This window comes from Coleofasciculus sp. FACHB-542 (genome assembly GCF_014695825.1).
GTDB lineage: Bacteria > Cyanobacteriota > Cyanobacteriia > Cyanobacteriales > FACHB-T130 > FACHB-T130.
Map to the genome: position 1 here is coordinate 47,678 of NZ_JACJPB010000060.1, position 24,373 is coordinate 72,050.

The 24,373-nt window shown below is 46.7% G+C and carries 18 protein-coding genes; 12 read left to right on the forward strand and 6 right to left on the reverse strand.

The genetic code is table 11. The features are described from left to right. Window positions 1-15 precede the first annotated feature (15 nt). Window positions 16-2,202, reverse strand: coding sequence for a P-loop NTPase fold protein (locus tag H6F52_RS24785; protein ID WP_190537053.1), 2,187 nt, complete (start codon window positions 2,200-2,202; stop codon window positions 16-18). Between the two features lie 154 nt (window positions 2,203-2,356). On the opposite strand from H6F52_RS24785, the gene menB reads away from it, so the two are divergent. Then, window positions 2,357-3,190 (forward strand): 1,4-dihydroxy-2-naphthoyl-CoA synthase, encoded by an 834-nt coding sequence (gene menB, locus H6F52_RS24790; protein WP_190414934.1) that lies wholly within the window; start codon window positions 2,357-2,359, stop codon window positions 3,188-3,190. 208 nt (window positions 3,191-3,398) lie between these two features. Here the strand turns inward: menB and H6F52_RS24795 are convergent, their stop codons facing one another. Both H6F52_RS24795 and H6F52_RS24800 read right to left on the reverse strand, forming a co-directional pair. Further along, on the reverse strand, window positions 3,399-3,716 hold the full coding sequence (locus H6F52_RS24795) for a hypothetical protein (protein WP_190414933.1): 318 nt from the start codon (window positions 3,714-3,716) through the stop codon (window positions 3,399-3,401). Between the two features lie 784 nt (window positions 3,717-4,500). Beyond that, a complete protein-coding gene (locus H6F52_RS24800) occupies window positions 4,501-5,070 on the reverse strand; it encodes a DciA family protein (RefSeq protein WP_190414932.1) in 570 nt (189 codons plus the stop codon). A 158-nt stretch (window positions 5,071-5,228) separates the two neighbouring features. Here H6F52_RS24800 and H6F52_RS24805 point away from each other — a divergent pair, with 158 nt between their 5' ends. The 11 genes from H6F52_RS24805 to H6F52_RS24855 all read left to right on the forward strand — a co-directional run bounded on the left by H6F52_RS24805 (window position 5,229) and on the right by H6F52_RS24855 (window position 21,548). After that, window positions 5,229-6,626 (forward strand): hypothetical protein, encoded by a 1,398-nt coding sequence (locus H6F52_RS24805; RefSeq protein ID WP_190431900.1) that lies wholly within the window; start codon window positions 5,229-5,231, stop codon window positions 6,624-6,626. A 161-nt stretch (window positions 6,627-6,787) separates the two neighbouring features. Beyond that, window positions 6,788-7,543: a PspA/IM30 family protein gene (locus H6F52_RS24810; protein WP_190414930.1), complete on the forward strand. Its 756-nt coding sequence runs from the start codon at window positions 6,788-6,790 to the stop codon at window positions 7,541-7,543. 244 nt (window positions 7,544-7,787) lie between these two features. Then, window positions 7,788-8,573 carry a PspA/IM30 family protein gene (locus H6F52_RS24815; RefSeq protein ID WP_190431898.1) on the forward strand — a complete coding sequence of 262 codons (786 nt, stop codon included), beginning with the start codon at window positions 7,788-7,790 and terminating at the stop codon, window positions 8,571-8,573. Window positions 8,574-9,327: 754 nt separating this feature from the next. Then, on the forward strand, window positions 9,328-9,651 hold the full coding sequence (locus H6F52_RS24820) for a thioredoxin family protein (protein ID WP_190528941.1): 324 nt from the start codon (window positions 9,328-9,330) through the stop codon (window positions 9,649-9,651). A gap of 105 nt (window positions 9,652-9,756) precedes the next feature. Next, window positions 9,757-10,926, forward strand: coding sequence for an LL-diaminopimelate aminotransferase (locus H6F52_RS24825; RefSeq protein ID WP_190537054.1), 1,170 nt, complete (start codon window positions 9,757-9,759; stop codon window positions 10,924-10,926). A gap of 766 nt (window positions 10,927-11,692) precedes the next feature. Further along, window positions 11,693-12,883 (forward strand): NF038130 family PEP-CTERM protein, encoded by a 1,191-nt coding sequence (locus H6F52_RS24830; protein ID WP_190430265.1) that lies wholly within the window; start codon window positions 11,693-11,695, stop codon window positions 12,881-12,883. Window positions 12,884-13,205: 322 nt separating this feature from the next. Further along, on the forward strand, window positions 13,206-13,859 hold the full coding sequence (locus H6F52_RS24835) for a PEP-CTERM sorting domain-containing protein (RefSeq protein WP_190537055.1): 654 nt from the start codon (window positions 13,206-13,208) through the stop codon (window positions 13,857-13,859). Window positions 13,860-14,950: 1,091 nt separating this feature from the next. Next, window positions 14,951-15,418 carry a response regulator gene (locus H6F52_RS24840; protein WP_190537056.1) on the forward strand — a complete coding sequence of 156 codons (468 nt, stop codon included), beginning with the start codon at window positions 14,951-14,953 and terminating at the stop codon, window positions 15,416-15,418. Window positions 15,419-15,989: 571 nt separating this feature from the next. After that, window positions 15,990-17,951, forward strand: coding sequence for an excinuclease ABC subunit UvrC (gene uvrC, locus H6F52_RS24845; protein ID WP_190537057.1), 1,962 nt, complete (start codon window positions 15,990-15,992; stop codon window positions 17,949-17,951). A 156-nt stretch (window positions 17,952-18,107) separates the two neighbouring features. After that, window positions 18,108-20,027, forward strand: a complete 1,920-nt coding sequence (locus H6F52_RS24850) for a hypothetical protein (RefSeq protein ID WP_190537058.1) — start codon at window positions 18,108-18,110, stop codon at window positions 20,025-20,027. A gap of 84 nt (window positions 20,028-20,111) precedes the next feature. Then, the gene (locus tag H6F52_RS24855) at window positions 20,112-21,548 is read left to right on the forward strand and encodes a serine/threonine-protein kinase (RefSeq protein WP_190537059.1); all 1,437 of its coding nucleotides are present in this window, start codon (window positions 20,112-20,114) and stop codon (window positions 21,546-21,548) included. Between the two features lie 142 nt (window positions 21,549-21,690). Here the strand turns inward: H6F52_RS24855 and sds are convergent, their stop codons facing one another. The 3 genes from sds to murI form a co-directional block, all read right to left on the reverse strand. Continuing rightward, window positions 21,691-22,662, reverse strand: coding sequence for a solanesyl diphosphate synthase (gene sds, locus H6F52_RS24860; RefSeq protein WP_190528952.1), 972 nt, complete (start codon window positions 22,660-22,662; stop codon window positions 21,691-21,693). Between the two features lie 637 nt (window positions 22,663-23,299). Then, the gene (locus H6F52_RS24865) at window positions 23,300-23,497 is read right to left on the reverse strand and encodes a hypothetical protein (protein WP_190537060.1); all 198 of its coding nucleotides are present in this window, start codon (window positions 23,495-23,497) and stop codon (window positions 23,300-23,302) included. Window positions 23,498-23,511: 14 nt separating this feature from the next. Continuing rightward, window positions 23,512-24,372, reverse strand: coding sequence for a glutamate racemase (murI, locus tag H6F52_RS24870; RefSeq protein WP_190537061.1), 861 nt, complete (start codon window positions 24,370-24,372; stop codon window positions 23,512-23,514). Window position 24,373 lies beyond the last annotated feature (1 nt).

Consider the following 24,373-nt stretch of genomic DNA (forward strand, 5'->3'; position numbering starts at 1 on the left):
GAATCATTCAGCCTTTCATGCTAATGGATCGTCAGAATCTTTCTCCTGCTGACTCCTGTCATATTCTTCAATAAATTGCGCGATCGCATTTTTCTGTTCTTCTGTTAAACAATCCTTTTCAAGAAGGCTCCTAAGCCGGTTAATCGCTAAACATACGTCAACGTAGGGTTCAAGTAAATTCGGCTCAAGCCCGTAGCCGGTGGTTTGACCCATATTAGACTCAGATTTTCTAAATGCTTTTTCAAAAAACTTCTCAAAGAAATCAACTAGCCCTTCGTCGTTTTTAATCGCCTCTTTAACCCACTGTTTGACTTCATCCTCGCTTGTTTGCTCCCGCCAATAATACAGGATATGTGCTAAACCTGGCGTTTGTAATAGGGAGTTTTGCTGCACGGCATCTTGCACCTTATTTAAGGCAATTTCTTCAAGTTCATCAAGGTGCTGTGCGCTGATAAGTCTTTCTTCTTCTAGATTTGATTCACTAGCTCCAAACTTACCGTGTTGTTGACCTAGGACGACTACTTTGTCCACAATTGTTAAAACTGCCTTACCATTTGACATCGCCTGTTTCAACACCTCAAACCGTGCTGGTTCCTCAAGACGACGCAACAGATGTGAGATGATGCGCTCGATTCTGATATCATTTCCAAAATCAAACATTCCGCACGGTTCGTCTTCAGGACGCAAAAGGCGATCGCCCACATCCAATAAAGCTTGCACAATTGAAGGAATGCTATTTAAAGGAATTTCTTTTTCAGTGTAATCCTCAAGTTGTTCCAAAAATATCCGAACTTGCGTCGTACCCTCAGGACGTTTTTGATTAGCGAGTTCTACAAGAGTTTCTCCAAATGCCTTCGCATCGCCTGCCAAAGCAAGGATGGCTTTCATCTCGGTATTCGATAATTCACCTTCTGGTAACGCCAGACGGAAGTAGACTGGAAATACTTCTAAGCTGCACACGCGCAGTTGTCTGCGCCATGTTAACTCTTGTTGTGCAACGTATTGGGTATTATTACCCCAAATCGCTGATAACTTAGGAAAGAGGATCAATAGCAACCGTTTAACTGGCTCTTTATCCTCATCTTGAAGCTGAGCAAGCCAAGAATTGTAAAGAGATTTTAGTTCGTCTGCTGTAGCACTTACAAAACCTTTGGTATCCGTGTCTCCTGCAAAAGCTTTAGGATTTTTGCGAATGATGTCATATATCGTTGGGCAAAAGACTCGCAGCGACTCAACAGCGATGAAATCCACTGAGTTTACTTCACCTTGAACTGCCGGGTACGTCATGCTTAAGGTGTTTATCAAACGAGTGATATCGCGAGTGTTGGTAATAAATTGGTCTATCCCTTGATAGTAAATATTTCCCCAATAATTTCTATCTAATAGCTGTGTAGGGGTGTCAGCAAGTACGAAATTCAGTTTTTCAAAAAGTAGCCTGCGGAGTAGATTTTTATTGGGAATTGGTAACTCAAAAGGAACTTGAACAAGTTTATCAAGATAGGCTTCTCCAGTTGTCCCCTGCGTGTCTGCAAGTGCTTTGAGGGCAATTTCTTTATCGCAGGCTAGGACATAGACAACATTTGTAAAATTTGGAATGGCTTTGACAACGCGAAACAACTGTCTAATTTCGTCAGTGGCAAGCCTGTCAATATCGTCAATTGTTACCACGATTCGCGGATGCTGCTTTAGCAGTGTGTTTTCGACTTCTTCTTTTAAGTCGGAAGTATCCTTTTGCTTATCGTCAAATATTTTTTCTACTACCTTACCCGCTGGAGCGTAAGGAATAGGAATTTCAGAAAACAGTTTACCGAAATCGGCTAGTCGATCTTTTAACCCTTTCGGTACAGATTTGAATTCACTCAAAACAGCCTGTAATTGGTCAATGAAGCGCCTTGTGATATCTTCGTGTCCCGAAAACAACCAGGGATTAAAGGGTACGATAATTGGTTGCTCGTCCTCTGGTTTTTCCTTTAGATAGTGAACTAAAAAATTCAACAGCGTCGATTTGCCAGAACCCCAGGAACCGTAGACTGCAATCACGAAGCCTTCCGGAAAGCTCATTTTGCAAATACTGTCTGCTAGATATCTTGCAAAGGTCGCATATCCTAATCGATCTGCTTTCGGATTGGTTAAAGCGTTATCTGACGATAAAGCATTAAAATTCTCAGATTCGACTTCGGAATTCTTCTCAGTCTGTCCCATAAAATGCCTTTTCTTAGCCCTGTCGTCATGATGACACAGCGATCGCTCAAGCCTCCTCTCTCTTGAGGTTCTACCTAGTCACCGTAATTTCAAACACTGGGTTAAAATTCTCAAGCCGAAATACTGCACAACTCGAAATACTTCACAACTCTCTATGCAAATCAACTGGCAAACCGCCAAAACCTACGAAGACATCCTCTATCACAAAGGCGACGGTATCGCCAAAATCACGATTAATCGCCCGCACAAACGCAACGCTTTCCGCCCCAAAACCGTCTTTGAACTTTACAACGCCTTCTGCGATGCTCGCGAAGATACTAGCATTGGCGTCGTATTATTTACTGGCGCTGGTCCTCACACCGATGGCAAATACGCCTTCTGTTCTGGTGGCGATCAAAGTGTGCGGGGACAAGCTGGGTATGTAGACGATGAAGGCATCCCCCGCCTAAATGTCCTAGACTTGCAACGCCTAATTCGTTCCATGCCCAAAGTCGTCATTGCGCTTGTGGCAGGTTATGCCATCGGTGGCGGACACGTCCTGCACCTGATTTGCGACCTCACCATCGCCGCAGATAATGCTGTTTTTGGGCAAACTGGCCCTAAAGTCGGCAGCTTCGATGGTGGATTTGGTGCCAGCTATCTTGCCCGAATTGTTGGGCAAAAAAAGGCGCGAGAAATTTGGTTTCTCTGCCGCCAGTACAGCGCACAGCAAGCACTAGAAATGGGCTTAGTGAATTGCGTCGTGCCTGTAGAACAGCTGGAACAAGAAGGCATCCAGTGGGCTAATGAAATTTTAGAAAAAAGCCCGATTGCCATCCGGTGTCTAAAAGCTGCTTTCAACGCCGATTGCGATGGACAAGCTGGTTTGCAAGAACTCGCCGGTAATGCCACCTTGCTTTATTACATGACTGAGGAAGGAGCCGAAGGCAAGCAGGCATTTTTGGAAAAACGTCCACCCGATTTCCGTCAATATCCTTGGCTGCCTTAGTCGTTCGCAAATGGAAAAACCCGTTTTCTGAAAAAAAACGGGTTTAAAGAGTCATCTTTTGTAAAAAAGTATCCTAAAAGGCTCTTAAATCAAAAATCGCACCTTGACTTAAATAAGGTGCGATTCTAAAGCAAATCTTTATTTTTTTAAGAGTTGAAGCAAGTTGCCTTGACAAACTGCAAGGTGAGCTTACTATTCTTTATTTTATTCATACGAGCAGCGCCTCTTCTTCTACTGACTGTTGGGCAGTAGAGACATTCTCGTTAAGCGAGGTAGATTCTTGAGAAGAGTTCAGCGAACATTTGATTGAGAGCGCCTCCGGTGTTTTCAGGGTTTCATCCTGCCAGCGCATCATTACTTCGAGACGTTCCCAAGACGGCGCAAATGCCGGAAGTGCTAAAGAACAGGCTCCCCAGCCGCCTCGAACGGGCACGCCGAGTTGCTGACAAAGACCCCCACGACGCCCTTCGGGCTTGTAATACTGACAATACCGGCAGGCAGAAGTTACAGTATTTAAGGTCTTCATGGGAGTCCTCTTTAGGAGAATTTTTATCTATGCTTTATATTAAAATTCTCTATTAACGGTTGTAGAGTTTGGAATGTTGTAATCTATATTCCCCGTCTATGTTCTAGCGATCCCCAAGTACAAATACTGATTTAGATTTTCTTTAGCTTTGTGTAATAGACAGACACATGAAACATTAAAAACGGACACATCTATCTATAGTAAGTAATCTCATGAACAATACCATTTTTTAACAAAACCCTATGGGGATCAAGACAAACCTTAGGCGTATCCGTTTCAGAAAAGACTAAATTTAGCTCATTTATTCAGTCGTTTATCTCTTGATTTAAATGACAAACTTTGCATTGCTCGACTAAATTGAGATTTTTGCCTCTAAAATTCTTTGAGTCAGCCTTAGTAAGCAATTAAAATCATTACATTCCCTGTAACTACTTAGGAAGTAAGGATGTCAGCATACGGGCGAAGCAATCGGGAAATAGTATTGATGCCATAAATTCAGGGCATTAGTGGCATACAAGCTTCGCCTGAGAAGACTTTTGTCCAGAAGGCTACGCAGGCGTCCAAGTTACAAGATGTAACGGAGAGGAAACTAGCATCTGTAACATAGGATACAAAGCAACTTCACATTCCGGTTTGAATTAGGAACTAAGCAGATAGACCTAAATAAATTCAAGTGATGCAGATGATTTGTGGGGTTTGAGGGGTGCCGCCAGAGAAAGTAAGCGTTGCCCGCAACCTAGTAGCAATCCCTGTTTCGGCTTAATGGCACCGAATCTACTGAAAGCTAGCCTTTCCATTGCCTGACAGCACACAGGGCACACACAGCCCAGCGCTGGAGTTCTCCTGGAGGGGTGGGACACTGGCACTGGGGACAAAGCGGTGAATGTTGCGATCGCTCCCGCACACCCTCCGCCCAATGTTGAAAAGCTTGGTGGGGTTCTTTCAGTTGTGCCTTCTGGTTCAACGACGGTGAAGATGTCCCCTCAACAACTCGACTGGGATGCTCTTTCCATGCCACCGATTGTTCCTGTGCATACCAGGAACGATTAGAACCAGGCTTCTTCTGCCACTGAGCCGTCGAAAAGCGAATATCAACCAAATTGCTACCTAGATGGGCATTCAACTTTTGCAGGATTCGCTGACGCTCAAAAGTCAGCGTTTGTGCCCAAGCAGCACTGGATGTAGCAACCGACAAAACGCCCCTCGATATGGAAATCGGTCGCGTTTGAGCCTGCACCGCCACTCCCACCACCGAAGGCCAACACTTGAGTAACCGCTGAAATTCTTGGCTAGCCTGCCACGCCGCCTGATTTTCGATAGCCCCTAAGATATGATGAAGAGATTTAAAAGACATCCAACAAATCCCCAGCTAAATGGCAGAACGATCGATCCTCTTGCTCGATCGTACTCAAAACCAAGACAGCAGATTCGGGTTACGGTTGCCTTCAAGCAGAAAACAACGTGTAATAAAGAGAGCCGTCAGCTCTCCAAGATTCGTCAGTAGCTAAAGCTATGAGTCAAGGTCATTCGGTTGAGTCTTCTACTCGCCCCTCCCCCGCCCAGTCCATCAATCCAGCCTTGCAGGCAGCTCTGGGCAGTCTCGACGTGCAGTTAGAAGAAGAATTATCTCGATACCGACGCGAACGAGGGGGACGTGGGGCGTCGCCTGCCCCCCGCATGAATCACGATCGGGTTCGCAACAAACCTATCGACTTAATTTCCGTGAGTGCTACGGGAGGCAGGAATCAATCACCCGCCCCAGCAAAGCCTCCCGCATCCCCACCGCCACCGCCACCGCCGCCAGCCAGCCCACCACAGGCAGCAAATCTGGAAGGCAAGGGAGTTGAGACAACCATCCAGAATGAAACAGGGTATACACCGCCCGCACCCGCGCCATCTTTTGACTTATCGGCTCCTGGAGCGGAACTAGCGACCTTCGCCACGCCGCCCCAGGAGCCAGCTTGGCATCCAGAACCAGCAGCAGAGCCACCGGAGTTTGTCAATCCAACTTCAACGCACGTCCCTCCCAATGACTATCTGGAATCTTCCGAACAACTTCTGCGAAGTTTGGTGGAAGAAGAGGCGTCAGCTCCTCGTCGCTCAGAACGCAGTTTTCTGGATAGCCTGCTGACTCCACTAGGAGTTGGTTCCTTGTTGTTGTTGCTATTTTCAACTGCCACCTTGGGCTATTTAGTGACGAATCCTGGCAGCCTCAGTTTTCTAGGTTTAGATCGCTTCCAGGAGTCAGGCACTCCCACCGTTGCTCAAAATCCAACGGCAACAACTTCAACGGCAACAAGTCCAACGGCAACAAGTCCAACGGCAACAACTCCAACCACCAATGCCCCAGCAGCCGGAGCTGCGCCAAGTGGCCCAAACCTGGCGACTGACGAGTTTGTGGACGTAAATTTGGATACCTTAAGCACTTTGCCATCTTCCAGTCCAGCTTCAAGATCCAATGTGGCAGGCTTACCCAAAACCCAAGTAGTGGTGCCAACAATTTCCCCTCTACCCAGTTCACCTGCCCCCGCAAACTCCTCATCTGGGCAATCTGGCTCGGTGCCGCTTCCAGGGCTGCCGCCAGCCGCAACAGTGCCCCTTACACCCGCCAGCCCTCTCCCAGGATTGCCGCAACGCCCCGCCTCTGGACAACCGAGTATACAACCGAGTGTGAAACCCTCCCCGACTGCGGCAACTCCTGCGCCGAATCCAGAGGGCTTCTATTATGTGTTTGTAAAATACAATGGCGAAAGCTCTTTGCAACAGGCGCGAAAGGTTGTTCCCGATGCCTATTTATCGCCAGAAGGCACTCAAATTTATCTCGGTGCATTCAAGAAAGAATCTCAGGCTCAAACATTGGTAAAAGAGCTTCAGACACAGGGGATTTCTGCGGCGGTCGATCAGCCTTAAGCTGGAGGTGGTTGAGTTGGAAAGTAACCTAGCATTCTGTTAACGTTGCTACTGGGACTGCGATGCCCTAAGAGGGCGACTGCTTTTAGGGGTTCGCTGCCGTGTTCGCGATCGAGTGACCGCGCTCCACTGAACCCGTGCGTTGTGAATGGAGAACTGACATGGGATTGATCGACCGCATCTTGCGAGTAATTCGAGCCAACATCAACAGTCTGATTGGACAAGCGGAAGATCCAGAAAAAATCCTGGAAGAAACGGTCATGGAAATGCAGGAGAATTTGATTCAACTGCGACAGGCGGTGGCTCAAGCGATCGCTACCCAAAAACGGACTGAGCGACAATGCAACCAAGCGCAGTCTACCTCCCAAGAATGGTACAATCGCGCCCAACTGGCACTGCAAAAAGGTGACGAAAACTTAGCTCGCCAAGCCCTCACCAAGCGAAAATCCTATCAGGAAACCGCAGAGGCAATGCAGGCGCAGATCGAGCAACAAAATCAAGTCGTCGGCAGGCTCAAGCAAGATATGCGATCGCTAGAGAGCAAAATCTCGGAAGCCAAGACGAAAAAAGATATGTACATCGTTCGCGCTCGTTCGGCTCAAGCATCTGCGAAAATTAACGAGATGTTAGGTGGTGTTAACACTGCTAGTTCTCTGACCGCCTTCGAGCGCATGGAAGAAAAAGTCTTGCAACTAGAAGCGCAGTCAGAAGCGATCGCTGAACTCGGAAGCGATGACCTGCAAAAGAAATTTCTCTCCCTGGAAGATGCTGGAGATATTGATACCGAATTAGCTACCATGAAAGCTCAGCTGAGCCAAGGCACCGAAGCACCGCAACTGCCGTCTAGTCAGCAGGCACTTGACCCTAGCCAAGATGCCGAATTACAAAAAATTCGCTCCCAACTGGAAAGTTCTTGATCTGGAAACTACCGCTTTGGACTAGAAGTTTCTAGACTAGGAAGAAAAGTGTTGGGTCTTTAACGATTCCTGAAGGTTGCCCAAGTCACTCTTGCCTAGCGCCCTAGACTAGAAATGGTGTTTGGGGCAATTGCCGATTACTGCACCGATGGAAAACCTGACCTCCTAAATTGAACTTGCTCAAGGCTACTTTCAAAGCCTGGAAATACCTACATTAGTACACGCCAAGAGGATAAACAGCGTCATGGGATTATTCGATCGCATTAGCCGAGTCGTCCGAGCCAATCTTAACGATGTAGTCAGCAAAGCTGAAGACCCAGAAAAAATTCTGGAGCAGTCCATCATCGATATGCAGGAAGACCTGGTGCAGTTGCGTCAGGCTGTTGCTAGATCCATTGCCACCCAAAAACGAACTCAGCAACAATACAACCAAGCCCAAACCGAAGCGAACAACTGGCAAAACCGCGCCCAGTTAGCTCTGCAAAAAGGCGATGAAAATCTCGCTAGAGAAGCGCTGGTACGCAAGAAGACAAACGCTGACACTGCCGCTACTCTGAAAACTAGCTTGGATGGACAAACCACTCAGGTAGACACCCTCAAGCGCAACTTGATTGCCTTGGAAAGTAAAATTTCCGAAGCCAAGACCAAGAAAGATATGCTTAAGGCACGGGCACAAGCTGCTAAGGCTCAGGAGCAGCTACAAAACACCGTGGGACGCTTGGGAACCAGCACTGCAATGGGTGCATTCGAGCGCATGGAAGAAAAAGTTTTGGAACTAGAAGCCCGTTCCACAGCAGCCGCCGAGCTTACTGGCAATAATTTAGATCAGCAATTTGCCATGCTCGAATCCGGCAACGATGTTGATGACGAATTGGCAGCAATGAAAGCGCAGTTAACTGGTTCTTCCACCACCCAAGCGCAACTACCGGCAGGAAACCCAACCACTTCCTCTACTCCTAAATCTAATTCCGCTAATTCCGCAGTTGATAACGAATTAGAAGACCTGAAAAGGCAATTGGATAACCTATAGATTCCTGCACTTTTCGATAACTTATCTACGAATCAAAACTTTGATAGACCGCTCTGCATTCATCTGACACTCGTTGACGATGGGATTAAGAGGGTCTATCTTGTCATAACTGGCTGACTTAAGGAAAACTGTACTGACGCAAGCAGCCTGAAAATAAATTTCTAGCTTAAAGCTAAAGCTTCCTTTAGCTTCCTGGTAAGCCTTTGAACCCGTTTAGATGGGTTTTGAACTTTATCCAAAACTTTAGTTTAGTGCTGAAGTTAGCAAAATTTCTCTTAAGTTCAGTGCTATTTGACGCAGATAAGTTTCGTACGATTAAAAGCGTGGCTAGTTGAAGATTTTAGGATAAATTTTCGCTTGCTGGCGTAGGTTTTAGCGAAAGGGAGCAACATTGATGCCAAAGACATAAGGATTGGTGATGCTGAGCGGGCCTAGGTCGATTATTGAATTTTGAAAAAGCCGTGAATCAGGTGTTAGTAATTAGACAAAGTTCGCTTAAAAAATAAATTTTAAACTACTTAAAATAAGAAAACATAGATAAAATGCCTGGATTAAAACTATAAATAAAGCTTTTATACTCATCAAGTGCGATCGCAAATTTCCTTGATGTACCCCCATTCCCAACGAACCGCCTGAGGTACTGTATTACAATCAGTAAGGCGTAAACCTTGATTGCTTTCCTGCCCACTGGCAACGGTTTTGAATACCGTGTTAAGTAGGTAAAGCAATAATATAAATGTCAATCGGGGGTGACATGAGCAGCACAATCTCAATTAATGATGCAGAGTTTGAAACAGAAGTCCTGAAAGCCACTCAGCCAGTATTAGTGTATTTCTGGGCGTCTTGGTGCGGCCCTTGCCGCCTCGTATCGCCAGTCGTACAAGCCGCTGCGGAAACTTATGGCGATCGCCTCAAGGTCGTGAAAATGGAAAGCGACCCCAATCCCGAATCTGTGGCAAAGTACAAAGTAGAAGGTCTTCCAGCTCTCAGGCTGTTTAAGGACAGTGAGGTGATTGAATCTTATGAGGGAGCGATTGGGAAGCAGAAATTAATGAGTATCCTGGAAACTCACCTGTAAACAGTCAGTAGTCATTAGTCATTGGTTATCGCTCGGTGAGAGACAAAAAACACCGGACAACAGACTAAGGACTAAGGACTAAAGACTAAGGACTAAAGACTAAATATGCAGTTCGCCAAGCGTTTACAACCCCTGCAAACCAATGTGTTTGCCGATATGGATCGGGCTAAGGCAAAAGCCAGGACGGCGGGACAAAATATCATCGATCTATCGCTGGGTTCCTCCGATTTACCGGCGTCAGATCGGGTTATCGACGCGATCGCCCAATCTTTATCTGACCCCAAAACCCACGGCTATTTGCTGTTTCACGGCACTCAAGCTTTTCGCCAAGCTGCCGCTTGCTGGTACACCCAGAAATACGGGATTCAGGTTGACCCGGAAACCGAAGTGCTGACCCTGATTGGTTCCCAGGAAGGCACCGCTCATTTACCCTTAGCAGTGCTGAATCCAGGGGATTTTGCCTTACTGCTTGATCCGGGTTATCCATCTCATGCTGGGGGAGTTTACCTAGCTGGTGGTCAAATTTATCCAATGCCACTACGGGCGGAAAATGGGTTTTTGCCAGTGTTTGAGGAGATCCCCTTGCCGGTTTTGGCTCAGTCACGAATGATGGTACTGAGCTATCCTCACAACCCCACAACTGCGATCGCGCCCCTATCTTTTTTCCAGACAGCGGTTGATTTTTGCCAGCGTCATAATCTAGTGCTGGTTCACGATTTTCCCTACGCCGACCTGGTATTTGAAGACGTTGCGGTTCCCTCAATCTTACAAGCCGACCCTGAAAAAAGCGTCTCGATTGAGTTTTTTACTTTATCGAAGTCTTACAACATGGGCGGCTTTCGCATCGGCTACGCGATTGGGAATGCAAATCTGATCCGCGCCTTGCGCCAGGTGAAAGCGGCAGTTGATTTCAACCAATACCAAGGAATTTTGAATGGAGCGATCGCAGCCCTAAGTGGCTCTCAAGAGGGTGTTAAAGCGGCAGTTGAAATCTTCCGCCAACGCCGGGATGCCTTTGTCAAAGCGCTTCACAGAATTGGCTGGGAGGTTCCTACCCCATCTGCCACCATGTATGTTTGGGCTAAATTGCCAGAACCGTGGGCACAGGACTCCATCAACTTTTGTACCTATTTGGTAGAAACCACTGGCGTTGCTGCCTCACCCGGTGCCGGTTTTGGTAAATCTGGAGAAGGATATGTACGGTTTGCGCTGGTACACGATCCAGAAGTATTAGAAATGGCGGTTGAAAAGATATCCCCGGTCATGTCTAAGTGAGAATACCAGCGCTCGCTGCCTAAAAGGGCTGCAAGTCTTATCTTGCGTGTGCCAAGTAAATAGTCAAATCAAATGCACAAGGACTGATTAGCTTCGCCTCAAAAAGAGAGTGGAGCTATTTTTTCTGCAATCAACATAACCGTAAATCTACGATCAGTTCACTAACTTATCCGTAAATTTCTCGGAATAAGAAACAACTGGAAGCGCAAAAACCAGTTAGAAGCAGTAAGTTTTTAGACATTTAATACCACCTAGATTCAAATAGATGCTTTGCTGTCAGCAGTCAGCCGTAGGAGAAAGCGGTTGCCACTAACGTATAGATGCGAGCGATCGCCTCTGTAACAACTAATGAGAGGCAATGTCCCTAAAGGTTAGGCAGGTTAAATGCCCCATAGCTTAAAACTCATGGAAACTACTCTTGACAGAATTCATATTTTGGATAACCTTCCTATTTCTAGGTTTAGGTCTCCTATTACTGTGTATTACTACGGTCAGTATACGGGGAAATAAAATTGTTTTTTGCCTTCAATCTTTTACTCAAACTTTACTAAAAATCATCAAAAGTTTACCGAGTAAAACTAGTTATTTGACTATATTAGATAGAGACAAGCAAATAACAAAAAGCAGGCTAAAAAGACGGGCGCTTGATTGTTGTCCCTGCTTATTTGGAACTGTTAACCCCGATCGAAAACTGACCGCGCCCTAGCTACTGTGCGCGTTATCAAGCAAAACTCATCTAGACAGACAACTTGTGGAGACACACAAAATGACAGGTACTATCAAGAAAATTTTGCTCAGCGCTTCAGTGTTGGCAAGCCTCAGTGCGATCGCTAGCGCCCCAGCATCCGCTGCATCCATCAAAAATGCTACCGTTACTGGAGCAGCACCCTATCTAACCTACGACGCCGACGCTACAAACACGTTCCAGGTAAACAATACCCCCGGCACTTGGGTTAATGAGCAAAAAGTTCTAGGCGGAAATAGCGCTAATCCAACTGGAAACATCGAGCTATTTTCCAATAGTGAAACCCTGAGCAACTCCGCATACACAAGCTACACCGGCGTCTCCAGCTTACAAGGCACCATCGGTGGTAAGAGCATTACCCTCAGCAGCCTCACCGCAGCGGACTGGAATACCGATGTTGGTGGCACAACTTTGGCTCAGAAATGGTTGAATGATTTAATCGTTGCCAACAATCTCAGTCCCTTACTGGGAGCAAATACCCAAACTGAAATTTTGGATGCTTTTGTAGCAGGTGGGGGACTTCAGAGATTTAGCGACCCGAATCTCTCCTACGTCAACCAGGACAATGATGGTACTATCCGCGTTGGGTTGGCTGGTCACCTGAATGGGGCATCTTTGATTCAACAGTCACTTCAACCTACCCAAGCTAAGATCCAGAGTGGCTACAATACACTGGTACAAACTCGCACTCAGGCACAAACGGCACTAAATACAGCAACAATCTCACTTCCTAAGCTGAAAACGACACTCAATGATCTGAATATTCAATTAAACAAGGCCACCACAAGTACTCAAAAAACTCTGATCCAGAATGAGATCAAAAAAGTGAACGGTCTAATTAGTGACGCTAACACTGCCATCGCTACATTACCTGGAACAATTAAGACATTAGATGCCCAAATATTAGGTGTCTCAGCTAAATTAGACCCGCTGACCGCTTTTATCAACAATACCAATCTAGTCATCCAAGCTAGTGAAATCGTTAAGGTTGCCTATAATGGTGGCCCAGCTCAATACCTTTACAGCTTTAGCGCCACAAACTCTGGGCTAGTTGAAAAAGGCGATGGTATCTCTCATAGCGGTAACTATGAAGTCACGCTCAAAGGCGAAGTTCCTCCTTCAGAATCAGTTCCCGAACCCTCAGCCATGCTGGGTCTACTCGGTGTAGGTAGTTTCTTTGCCGTCAAGCGTAAGATGCTGAAAAAAGCCTAAATTGTGCAGTCACTGCGGTTTTACATAAAAAACTAGCAGTGTCAATAGTCAGCTAAAAATCGTAAATTTAATCGGCACCGTCAAGAGAAAGAGACGAGCCGATTTTTTCTTTATACAAACATCACAGTAAATTTACGGTATCTTTACCAACTTCTCCGTAAATACCACTAAATTATGACAGTTGTAGTAAAAAATAGACAGACATATCTGAGGGTGCCAAGAAGTCCAGTACCACCTGAAGCTCAAAACCGACAACACGCTTGATAATCCGGTTGGGGTGGCTGTACGAAAGCACAATCCTAGAACTGATGGAGACACCAAAATGTTAGGAAATGTAAAGTTATCAATCGCTACTGCGGGAGCAGCAGTTGTCACTTTGGGCACAATTGGTATGGCTCCTGTTGAGGCAGCCCAATTGACAAAACTCGATTACTCTGGGAAGGTCAGTGGCACTGTTTCCTTGTTCGGGGATTTCACCGTGGATGTAGACAAGAGCTACGTTATCGATAATCTCAGCGGTAGGCTGCAAGATGCAGGAGATTCAGAACTAACCCTCGATCATCCTTTCGGTTATTTAGGAGATTATTTTGGTAGTTACCTCAGTAATTTGGGTTCCATTGATTCTTTTAGCGGTTTTGGCTCCATCTTCAAGGGTTTAAGTTATAGTCCAACCGATCTTCTTTCTACGTTTAATTTCTCTTACAGCAAGATTACCGATATCTTGACTGTAAAAGGCTATGAGTTCGATAAGATTAAAGTGTGCCTGAGTGGTACCTGTAATATTTCTGGTGAAGGTTTGGCGTTAGGTTCTGTGTCAAGCCCTATTTTTGGAAAAGTCCCTGTTAAAGCATCTGTAAATTTCAAGGTTTCCCAGACAGCAACGCCCCTCGACGTACCCGAACCTTCCGCATTGTTAGGTTTAATTGGTTTGGGTGGTTTCTTTGCTGCTAAGCGCAAGTTGCAAAAAGCAGCATAAATTTTGCATCTTCCACAGTCTTAGCCTAAAAAAGTAGGGAGCTATCTGCTCCCTTTTTTTGTTGCAATTTAAGCGTTGTTGCAATCCGGAATGTCACCTAATCCCTTACCGTAAACAGTGAGGAAGAAATTCTATTTTTCCCCCGCTTCTTTTAAGCATTTTTCCAGGTGATACCATTTCACCAATTACGTCTAACAGATACTTCTGTGATGGAGGAACCCCCTCAATCCCCCGTTCGCCGAGCAAGGCAAGATTTACTCTCTCCGTACCCCCTTCAATCTCCCCACTTTTCGGAGCCAAGACAAGGAAGAATTCTGATTCACGGGGATTAGAGTAGGGCTCTCAATGATAAATAATGTTTTTAAAAACGAGATACACCCGAAGGCAGTGTCCCTAGAATCCTTGCTCTTGGAGCTTCTGGAGCATTGTGGGAACGAAATAGCTAACTTGTTGAGGAGTCTAGTTTGAACAACTGAGGGTTGAAAAGATGCTTTTCAGGAGTCACTCGTCTTGTACTATGCCCCGCTTAATCTAAAGAGTTGGTTTACCCTAGAGACGCCATTAATGACCTCTGGAACAAATCATCAAAATTGTCTTGCCAGAGTACTCGCCTATCTGAATTCATTCCGACTTTGCTGGGAGTGCCATACATTGCAACGCTGCTGAAAGTTTTTCAGGCATTAGGAATTCCCTTAGCCAGAGATACACTAAGCCATGCTGAGAGGATCAGTATCCTGCTAATACCCCAGCACGTCAATTTTTAAGTTCGCCTAAACCTGAACTTCACTCGAATGGCACTGATATAAGAGCCTTGCGATAAATCTCTCACCTTAAAGCTCGCAACCTGTTTTAACAGGTTGCGAGCTTTTGCTCCGGCAGTATTTTGGGTCAGTTAAAACTGACTTTAGCTCTTAGCGCGTTCCCAAAGAGCGCTGCCGTTCGCCATAGGCGTTCCCGTTCGCGTTCCCGAAGGATAGGATAGGGTATTTTAGTTCAGGACAAAAGTTAAGTGCCATTCAACTTTGATCTATTGTTAACCGGATAACTTATTAATAAAGTTATAGCTACACTGAGTGCAATGGATTCGGTTAATGCTTATATCACTTTTAACTATCTTCCCAGGTCAATTTAACGGGAGCGGTGAGACTGAACGTTCACAATTCAACCCGAATTCCGACTTTAGTGCTGAAGCATCTCCTAAGCGAATTTTGCTCGTTGAGGATAACCAAACGAATCGACAGCTGCTAAATGACTATCTTGGTTATCTGGGATACCAAGTTTTCTCCCTAGCCGGGGGGGCTGATTTTTTTCAGACGATGGCTGAGTTTCAGCCGCACTTAGTTTTGCTAGACTTAAAATTACCAGACATTGATGGCTATACGCTACTCCAGCAAATCCAAGAAAGGCCAGACTGGCTCCACATCCCCGTGTTTGTCGTTTCCGCCTATGCTTTTCAAGCAGATGAAGAGCGTGCCCTTAGTTTAGGGGCACGTCGGTTCTTTGTTAAACCTGTGAATCTAGTTTCTTTGAGACAAGCTATTGCAGAAGAAATTCATTAACGACTTCGTGAATTTCTGGCAATTAAATCAATCGTTATTCACTTTTATTTTCGTTAATGTATTTTTCCACGGTGAGGCTTAGATTTTGCACAGAAGAACTTATTCCCCTAACCTGAGCTTCTACTTGTGCCAATAACAAGATCACTGTCTGGAGTTGGTTGAGCGTGTCATCCATAGCGTTCCGATATTGATTCTCAAACTCTTCCAATTTCATAATTTTAACCAGGGGGAGGTAGTTAGCAAAAAATGTTGTAGCAGCATTTTAAAACCAATTTCAACTTAAAAGCTGAAAGATTAGCATTATTCGTTATAACTTTATCTAACCTGGTAATGACTTCAAGAAAGCTTAACTGATTTCCGGAAAGAGATCTCGCATTTAAAAATTAAAATTAATGCGAACTTTTACTGAGTTGTGAAGTTAGTAAAAAACGTTAATTACGAATTTGCACTGATATTTAGAATTAAATAAAAATGGTGGCTACGAAATTTTACCAGATAGAAAATCCGTTACTGTTTGTTCAAGGGCGCGACTTAAAAATTAACAATTGCTGCTGTCTAGGAGTGTATTAGGATGACAGATCCGCAAACCCTAAGAAATGGGAACGAATTATTTCCCGCCACAACTCAAGCTGGTTATCTATCGGCTGAAGGAGCGATCGCATCTACAAAAATCCTGCCGCTCCTCAAAGAGCCAGAACGCCTGGAAAGCCGTCTGAAAGAGATTCCGCCAGAACCAGGGGTCTATTTTATGAAGGATGTTAGCGATCGCATCCTCTACATTGGCAAGTCGAAAAAATTGCGATCGCGAGTTCGCTCTTATTTCCGCGACTCCCAAAAATTGAGCGATCGCATTATGATGATGGTGCGGCAAATCGCAGAGATTGAATTCATCGTCACCGACACAGAAGCCGAAGCACTCGCGCTAGAAGCCAATCTAGTTAAGCAGCATCAACCCTACTTCAACGTGCTGCTCAAAGATGATAAGAAGTATCCTTACGTTCTGGTTACGTGGTCGGAAGAATATCCTCGCATTTTCATTACTCGGAACAGGCGTCTGGGAAAAGAAAAAGATAAGTATTATGGCCCTTTTGTGGATGCAGGTTTGTTGCGAACCACGTTACGAATCGCAAAACGGCTCTTCCCAATCCGCCAGCGTCCGCAACCTTTATTTAAAGATCGTCCTTGCCTGAACTACGATTTAGGGCGGTGTCCAGGCGTCTGTCAAAAGTTGATTTCACCAGAAGAATATCGCAAAACAATCCAAAAAATCGCGATGGTTTTCCAAGGACGAGCCGGAGAACTGATTGATATTTTAACGGCGAATATGGAAAAGGCAGCCGAAGAGCTAAACTTTGAGGTAGCAGCGCGGATGCGCGACCAAATCGCCGGGTTAAAGTCTTTGAGTGCCGACCAAAAAGTATCTTTGCCAGATGATACCGTTTCGCGGGATGCGATCGCTCTGGCTGCTGATGCCCAACACGCCTGCATCCAATTGTTCCAGATGCGTGCGGGAAAACTGGTTGGTCGTTTAGGCTTTGTGGCAGAAGCGCAATCAGGTACGCCGGGAGCCATCTTGCAGCGGGTGTTAGAGGAACATTACGCAAATGCAGAGTCCGTAGAAATCCCGATAGAAATTCTGGTGCAGCACGAGTTGCCAGAAGGGGAAATGCTCACAGAATTCTTAACAGAGCGAAAAGGGCGAAAAGTAACGCTACTTGCTCCCCAGCGGCAAACCAAGGCAGAATTAATTGAGATGGTGGAGCGCAACGCCCAGTATGAACTGGCGCGGATGCAACGATTAGGCGATCGCAATACCCAAGCAATGGAAGATTTAGCCGCCATTGTTGACCTACCCGACTTACCCCACCGGATTGAAGGCTACGACATCTCTCACATTCAGGGAGCGAATGCTGTCGCGTCTCAGGTAGTCTTCATCGACGCTATACCGGCAAAGCAGCACTATCGCCACTATAAAATAAAAAATCCCACCGTTACTGCCGGTCACTCGGACGACTTTGCCAGTCTTGCGGAAGTTATCCAGCGGCGTTTTCGCAAGTATGCTGAAGATCCGCAAATGCAGCGAGTCGGGAATCCTGATTGGCCCGATTTAGTAATGATTGACGGCGGGAAAGGTCAGCTTTCGTCAGTTGTCGCCGTCTTGCAAGAAATGAATTTAATGGAAGATTTGCGCGTGGTTAGTCTTGCCAAGCAGCGAGAGGAGATTTTCTTACCGGGTGAATCTTCACCGTTACAGACGGATGCAGAACAACCAGGGGTGCAATTGTTGCGACGACTGCGGGATGAGGCGCACCGATTTGCAGTCAGTTTCCACCGTCAGCAGCGCAGCGATAAGCTGAGGCGATCGCGTTTAGATGAAATTCCAGGATTGGGCTTTCAGCGACAGAAACAACTCTTGGCGCATTTTCGTTCCATTGATTATATCCGCGAAGCGACTCCAAAGCAGCTAACTGAGGCTCCTGGCGTTGGCCCTAAGTTAGCCCAGGAAATCTACGATTATTTCCATCCCGCTTAACCGATGCCAAAATCAATCTTCAATCACTTGTGATTCTCTTGCTCTCTTCCTCTCTTGCTTCGCGTCCTTTGCGTCCTTGGCGGTTCGTTAAAAAAATCTCTGACAAATCAAAGAAGATAGCGATAGACAAAATTTAAACCGCAGAGGACGCAAGAATTGAAAAGCCGTATCTTAATCGGTCTGCTGATAGTTCTAGCGCCCTTCAAGGTACTAGCTGACGAAGCACACCCGCGTTTATTTCTAACTCAAAGACGGATCGAACAAATCCGATCGGCAATTCGGGTGCCGCGATCGCATCATCAGCAAGCATTCAATGCCCTGAAAGCGCGAGTAACCCAGAACAACTGGCGCATTTATGATGGCAACCCGAATGACGGCAACTGGAACTATGCCCGTTCCTATCTAGCACGGGAAGCAGCGCTGCTGTACTTATTGACAAATGAAAATAAGTATGCATATATTGCCTACCAAGCCCTCCATCTCATCCACCGAGATCCAGACCCAGATAACCGCCTGCCGGAAGCGCAATATGGGCTATCTAGGGCGACGGTGGGGCAAAATTTTGCGATCGCCTATGATTGGGCGTATCGCGGTTGGACTCCACAGCAGCGAGATTACATTAAAAACAAAATTAACATCGCCCTCGATACTTGGGAGAATTTCCGCCACCCTAACCTCACTAATCCAGCAATGGCTTCTAACTGGGTAGCAGTCTGTCGAGGCGGGGAACTCGTGATGATGTTGGCTGTGTACGAGGAAGGCAACCGCGCCAAGCGATACAGTCAGCTCAAGGGGTGGCTGAAAACTCACCTACTCAACGCTTACGGTCAGTTGGGTTTAAGTCAGGAAGGGATTGGTTATGACAGTTATGCAGGGATTTTTTTAGTTCCAGCGGTTTATGCCCTCCGGAGTGTTGGGGATACTGACCTTGACGCCGATTTTGCCGCGCGACATTTCTGGAAACTGGTCATGTACGCCGGTGCATTTATGATGAATGAATCGGGCGATCGCTACTTTCTTCAATCTGGCGTATCCGGTGCAGGCATCGGTGATGAAGGCTGGACGAGTCTCCTCCTGGGATCGGTACCCCCACGCTTATTGCCCTTCTACCGCTACTTTTACGATCGGCACATGGGGATAGATGCCCCAGGCACCCCAGCCGAGAAATTTGACAAACACCGGGGCGCAACGATCTGGTCGCTAATCTATTACCCAGAAAGCGCCCCTTCCTTTAATCCAACAGGTGTGTTTCCCTCGTCTATGGGGGATGAAAAAAGAGGCGCTTACTTTTTCCGCGATCGCTGGCAAGATGAGAACGATATCCTCGTGTCGGTGATGGCAGATAGCGATCGCCACCAGAATGCTTGGGATCAGTCAGAAGCCTTCCAACTTGGCTTACTCGCTTACAACCATCATTTCATCGGAGGGCCTGCCAAAATTTCTGGCAACCCTGCCACTTTTAGCACCCTCTTGGTGGACGGAAAAGCACAGCGCGATCGCGGTACAACGGGAAGGCATGAATTTTTCAATTCCACCCCAGATGGCGGTTACGTCATCATCGACGGTGGGGAGAAATACGCTAGTTTGGGCTTAAGCAGCGCCAAGCGCCACCTCCTGGTCAACTTTTCTGAAACTGATAATACCGCTGTATTGGCAACGCTCGATCGAATTCGGGATGAGGAGGCGCATACCTACACCTGGCAACTCAACCTCGGAAACGAGAAAGGTGATGGTGGCGTCACTGCAACGGTTGGAATGGAAGGCGGGTTGTCAACTTTTTTGCTACGCGGCGGTAGTGACAGCTACCTCAAAGGCTGGGTGCTGCACCCAAAAGCAGCAGTAGTAACTGCGGGCGATCCGTTGCAAGTCAGTATTTCCGGTGCAAATGCCGAAATCTGGATCGCTACCTTTGTAGGCAGGGGAATCCCGCCTGTAGCAACTATCACGGGTATGGGGATGGCAGCCGTTCTGGAAGTGGGTAATGTGCAACTCCGCTACGACGCTGATACGAATCGAACGATCGCCGAATCCAGAGACGACGTGAGAGAGGTCGGCAAGACATTTCCGAAACAATAGCTGCCAGTTGTCGCAGCCACTGGTCCTATGCCACCCTTCTGCGAAGCACTACGATAGACTCAACCTGCTGAATCCTGCCTGGGTATGATCTACTGTCCAAATCCCAATTGCCGCGATCGCCTAAATCCTGACAATTATAAATTTTGCCAAAATTGTGGCTGCCATTTATTACTGAGAAATCGCTACCGTATCCTCAAACCGATTGGTGGTGGCGGATTTGGCAGAACCTATCAGGCAGCAGATACTGACTGTATGAATGCGCCCTGCGTGGTGAAGCAATTTTTACCATCCTCAGAGATTCAAGCCAATCCGAAGGCGCTGGAAAAAGCAACGGCAATGTTTAACCAGGAAGGCGTGCGGTTGTTTCAACTGGGAGAACATCCCCACATTCCCAGACTGCTTGCTTACTTTGAAGAAGATAAGCGCCTGTATCTGGTGCAAGAGTTGATTGCGGGACTCACTTTACGTCAAGAATTGGCTACTCAGGGAGCTTTTAGCGAACAAAAGATTAGACAGCTTTTGGCTGAGTTACTGCCAATTCTCAAATTTATTCACGAACGTGGGGTGATTCACCGGGATATCAAGCTAGAGAATATTATGCGTCGTTACCGAAACGGCAGGTTAGTCCTAATTGATTTCGGCGTCTCCAAACTGGTGACAGAAACGACAATGGGGCAAGTGGGGACAACGGTCGGTACGGTAGGATATACGCCGATGGAACAAATGCACGGTCATGCCTACCCCGCTAGCGATCTCTACAGTTTAGGAGTCACTTGCGTTTGTCTGCTCACCCAATCTCTTCCTACATTAGGTGGTTCTGATGGTCTTTATGAACCGCTAGAGTGTCGCTGGATGTGGCGAGAGCGTCTGCCTGATGGCACAACTATTAGTCAAGAGTTAGGGCAAATCTTGGATAAACTGCTTCAGCCTTTACCTAAGGATCGCTATAAATCAGCTTCCGAGGTGCTGGAAGCCTTGCACTCTAAACTTACTAGACCTCCTGATGTCAGTGTCACGATACCCACGATGGCTTCCTCTCCCGCTCATCTCAGGGCATTGGGGATAAATTACAGCAAACTGCGGGATTTCCTGACCGCCCGGAACTGGAAGGAAGCAGATCGGGAAACACGAATGCTCCTGCTGAAAATTTCCCATCGAGAACCAGAAGGCTGGCTGAGAGTTGAAGATTTTCAAAAGTTTCCCTGCCAACACCTCAGTACGATCGATCGACTCTGGGTAAATTACAGCGACGGACGCTTTGGCTTTAGTGTCCAGAAGCGCATTTGGGAAAAGATTGGCGGAAAACCTAACTTTGACTATGCCACTTGGTGTCGTTTTGGCGACCAAGTGGGTTGGCGTGTCAAAGGCAATTGGTTAAATTACTCGGATCTCACTTTCTCCGGAAATTCTGCCCCATCGGGTCATCTTCCGGCTGGAGGATTAGAAGAGACTGGATTGGGTCGCTGGGATTTGGTGTGTTCTTCTCTGGTGGCGAGACTCGCCAAGTGTAAAATTTGCTAATGGCTTATTGGATTTTGATTCATTCTTAGGAACGTCGATTAAAGAACTTAGGCTCGTTCGCGTTCTGTAGGGGCATACCCAGAAAAAGCCCCTACAGTCATGCCCCTACAAAAGAAATCGGGGGTTAATCAATCCACACTCCTTAATAAAGCCGACTCAACACGTACTCAGCCATGTCAATGAGCGCTTGACGGCACTCCGAGTGCGGTAAATCTGCTAATTGTTGAACGGCGAGTTGGGCATGATGGGCAGCTAATTCGCGCGATCGCTCAATGCCCTGACTTTCTTCAATCAAGGCGATCGCTGCTTCTAAATCCCCCTCCTCTGTAAATTCCCGCTCAATGAGCGCCTCCAGGTAAGGTTTTTCTTCCAAGGCAAATAACACGGGTGCTGTTAGATTGCCACTTTTTAGATCCGATCCGGCTGGCTTACCTAAAGCTTCTGTCGAACCCGTGAAGTCAAAAATATCATCCACAATCTGGAAAGCCAAGCCGAGATGACGTCCGTAGCGATACAAATTTTCTGCCGCCTCCTCCGAGACATCACTGAGTAGTCCAGCCGCCTTCGCACTGTTAGCCATCAACGAGGCAGTTTTGTAGTAACTCTTCTCTAAGTAAGCTTCAAGGGACATACTGGCATCAAAGCGATTCAGCCCTTGCTGAATTTCTCCTTCTGCCATATCCATAATCACTTCTGAGAGCAGTTTCACTACTTCTAAATTATTCAAATTTGCCAAATACCAAGAAGATTGGGCAAATAAGAAGTCTCCCGCCAACACAGCGATGCGATTGCCAAACCGGCTATGAACCGTGGCAATACCGCGTCTTACCTCGGATTCATCCACCACATCGTCGTGTACCAGACTAGCGGTGTGAATCATTTCCGTAATTTCTGCGAGACGTCGGTGACGTGGGGTAATGTCTTGATCCAGCATGGTTGCCCGCGATATCAGCAGGACGATAGCGGGTCTAACGCGCTTTCCTCCTGCCCCAAATAAGTGTTCTGCCGCCGCATACAGGATGGGGTGACGGGCACCAACCAGCTTTTTCAAATTCTCCGTCAGAACACGTAGGTCTGATTCAACAGGGGCAAAGAGGGAGGTCACTGAGGTCATGGATCAGCTGACTCTGGCTTAATAGTTACGAAATTTTACATTCCTGTCATTTATTTTAAGCTAATGCTCCCCTACAGGGAAGTTTTGTTCCTTAGAAGATGCCCCCGCAGCCTTTTTTTGAAATTGTATCGACTTGTAAAGTATCTAAAAAAATCCCTCCTAACCCTTGGGGATCTTGTGTTACTCTAATATGTAAGGATTTGAAAAGCTTAATAGAGTTATTGAGCCAAAAAATTACAGAAAACACTTACGTGTTTGTAATGAATTGGTAAAGGATGGCAGATTTTTGGTAGGCGGTAGCATTTCCGGCTTCCTGCATCTTTTTCTAGCGTTAAGGCTCTAGGAAAACTAGCCATCCAAACATAAAGGACTTTCAATAGGCACTGTAGATTAGCTTGCTATCTACGGGATTGCCGAAAAAATCTCAGATTATTTTTATTAATTTTCTGGGGTTTTAGTTAAATCAAGAATTTTTGGGGCGACAGCGACCTCCAGAATTCCTATGGGCAGCCATATTCTCAAGCATTGACTCAAGTCTTGACTTGGGGCATTGTCTTAGGAAAAGAACTTGTATAAAAATTTACATTCCGCTACTTGTGATTGTGCGACACTATGACGTATAATGATATGCCTCTGATTATCCCATTTTTAGCCACTGGTTATTTATTGACGGTTTACCTGCTGTTGATTCTGGCACAGCGAACTGTGAAAGGTGCGGGTAGGACGAAGTCCATACCCTAGCGATCGCGACAGAAGTATTAGCCGTTTGCACCACGCTCACCTCATCGATCCGCGAGTAGCAGTCAAATCTAGAATTTTGGATTGAAGAACCCATTCTTGAATTGACTGCTACTCGCTCAGCTCTAGCGGTAATTGCCGATGTAGCACTGTCGGTAAATAAACTTTTTCTACCGCAGGCGTACACCCTAGCCACTGTACTGACAGTTGTGCAAACTGTTCGGGACAACCGCTCACGGCAAACCGAGTTGCTAGCGGCGGGCGGGTGTTTCTCAGTCCTAGTAAATCCAGCTCTTGTGCAGCCGCAGCCACTACATGAACTGCCGGATCGCATAGCTTCACCGACCGGGGCAGAATTTTCCTCAGGACGGGTGCTAAGTGGGGATAGTGGGTACAGCCATAAACAAGCGTGTCAATACGATGGTGCAGTAACGGTGCCAAGTACTCCCGCGCCACTTCTAGGGTGTAAGGCTCATGGATGCGGTTTTGCTCAATCACCGGCACAAACTCTGGGCAACCGACTTGCCAAACTTGGGCAGTGGCGTCAACTTCTAAAATCGCGCGACGATAAGCGTTGCTAGCAGCAGTGGCTGGGGTAGCGATAACTCCAATCCGGTTGCCTAGCTCAACAGCCGCGCGGGCACCAGGCAAGATAACTCCCAAAATCGGGAGAGGAAACTCAGACCGCACTGCCTCTAAAGCGAGGGCAGAACTGGTGTTGCACGCCATGATCGCCATTTTGACGCCCTGCTGCATCATCCAGATGAGAATTTCGCGCACAAAGTGCAAAATTTCTGCCTGAGAGCGAGTGCCGTAGGGCAGTCGAGCTGTATCGCCAAAGTAAAGAACGGATTCGGATGGCAGCTGCCGGTAGAGTTCCCTCAATACCGTCAGCCCGCCGACTCCGCTATCAAAAATCCCAATTCTGGCTCGTTGAAGAGCCTCATTTGTTTTTTGTTCCTTATTCATCATT

Excerpts from the sequence above, each read along its gene's own strand:
- H6F52_RS24865 (WP_190537060.1), bottom strand. The coding sequence starts at position 23,497 with ATGGGTTCTTCAATCCAAAATTCTAGATTTGACTGCTACTCGCGGATC.
- H6F52_RS24840 (WP_190537056.1), top strand. The coding sequence starts at position 14,951 with ATGCTTATATCACTTTTAACTATCTTCCCAGGTCAATTTAACGGGAGC.
- H6F52_RS24810 (WP_190414930.1), top strand. The coding sequence starts at position 6,788 with ATGGGATTGATCGACCGCATCTTGCGAGTAATTCGAGCCAACATCAAC.
- sds (WP_190528952.1), bottom strand. The coding sequence starts at position 22,662 with ATGACCTCAGTGACCTCCCTCTTTGCCCCTGTTGAATCAGACCTACGT.
- menB (WP_190414934.1), top strand. The coding sequence starts at position 2,357 with ATGCAAATCAACTGGCAAACCGCCAAAACCTACGAAGACATCCTCTAT.
- murI (WP_190537061.1), bottom strand. The coding sequence starts at position 24,372 with ATGATGAATAAGGAACAAAAAACAAATGAGGCTCTTCAACGAGCCAGA.
- H6F52_RS24795 (WP_190414933.1), bottom strand. The coding sequence starts at position 3,716 with ATGAAGACCTTAAATACTGTAACTTCTGCCTGCCGGTATTGTCAGTAT.
- uvrC (WP_190537057.1), top strand. The coding sequence starts at position 15,990 with ATGACAGATCCGCAAACCCTAAGAAATGGGAACGAATTATTTCCCGCC.
- H6F52_RS24820 (WP_190528941.1), top strand. The coding sequence starts at position 9,328 with ATGAGCAGCACAATCTCAATTAATGATGCAGAGTTTGAAACAGAAGTC.
- H6F52_RS24805 (WP_190431900.1), top strand. The coding sequence starts at position 5,229 with ATGAGTCAAGGTCATTCGGTTGAGTCTTCTACTCGCCCCTCCCCCGCC.
- H6F52_RS24830 (WP_190430265.1), top strand. The coding sequence starts at position 11,693 with ATGACAGGTACTATCAAGAAAATTTTGCTCAGCGCTTCAGTGTTGGCA.
- H6F52_RS24825 (WP_190537054.1), top strand. The coding sequence starts at position 9,757 with ATGCAGTTCGCCAAGCGTTTACAACCCCTGCAAACCAATGTGTTTGCC.
- H6F52_RS24855 (WP_190537059.1), top strand. The coding sequence starts at position 20,112 with ATGATCTACTGTCCAAATCCCAATTGCCGCGATCGCCTAAATCCTGAC.
- H6F52_RS24785 (WP_190537053.1), bottom strand. The coding sequence starts at position 2,202 with ATGGGACAGACTGAGAAGAATTCCGAAGTCGAATCTGAGAATTTTAAT.
- H6F52_RS24835 (WP_190537055.1), top strand. The coding sequence starts at position 13,206 with ATGTTAGGAAATGTAAAGTTATCAATCGCTACTGCGGGAGCAGCAGTT.
- H6F52_RS24800 (WP_190414932.1), bottom strand. The coding sequence starts at position 5,070 with ATGTCTTTTAAATCTCTTCATCATATCTTAGGGGCTATCGAAAATCAG.
- H6F52_RS24815 (WP_190431898.1), top strand. The coding sequence starts at position 7,788 with ATGGGATTATTCGATCGCATTAGCCGAGTCGTCCGAGCCAATCTTAAC.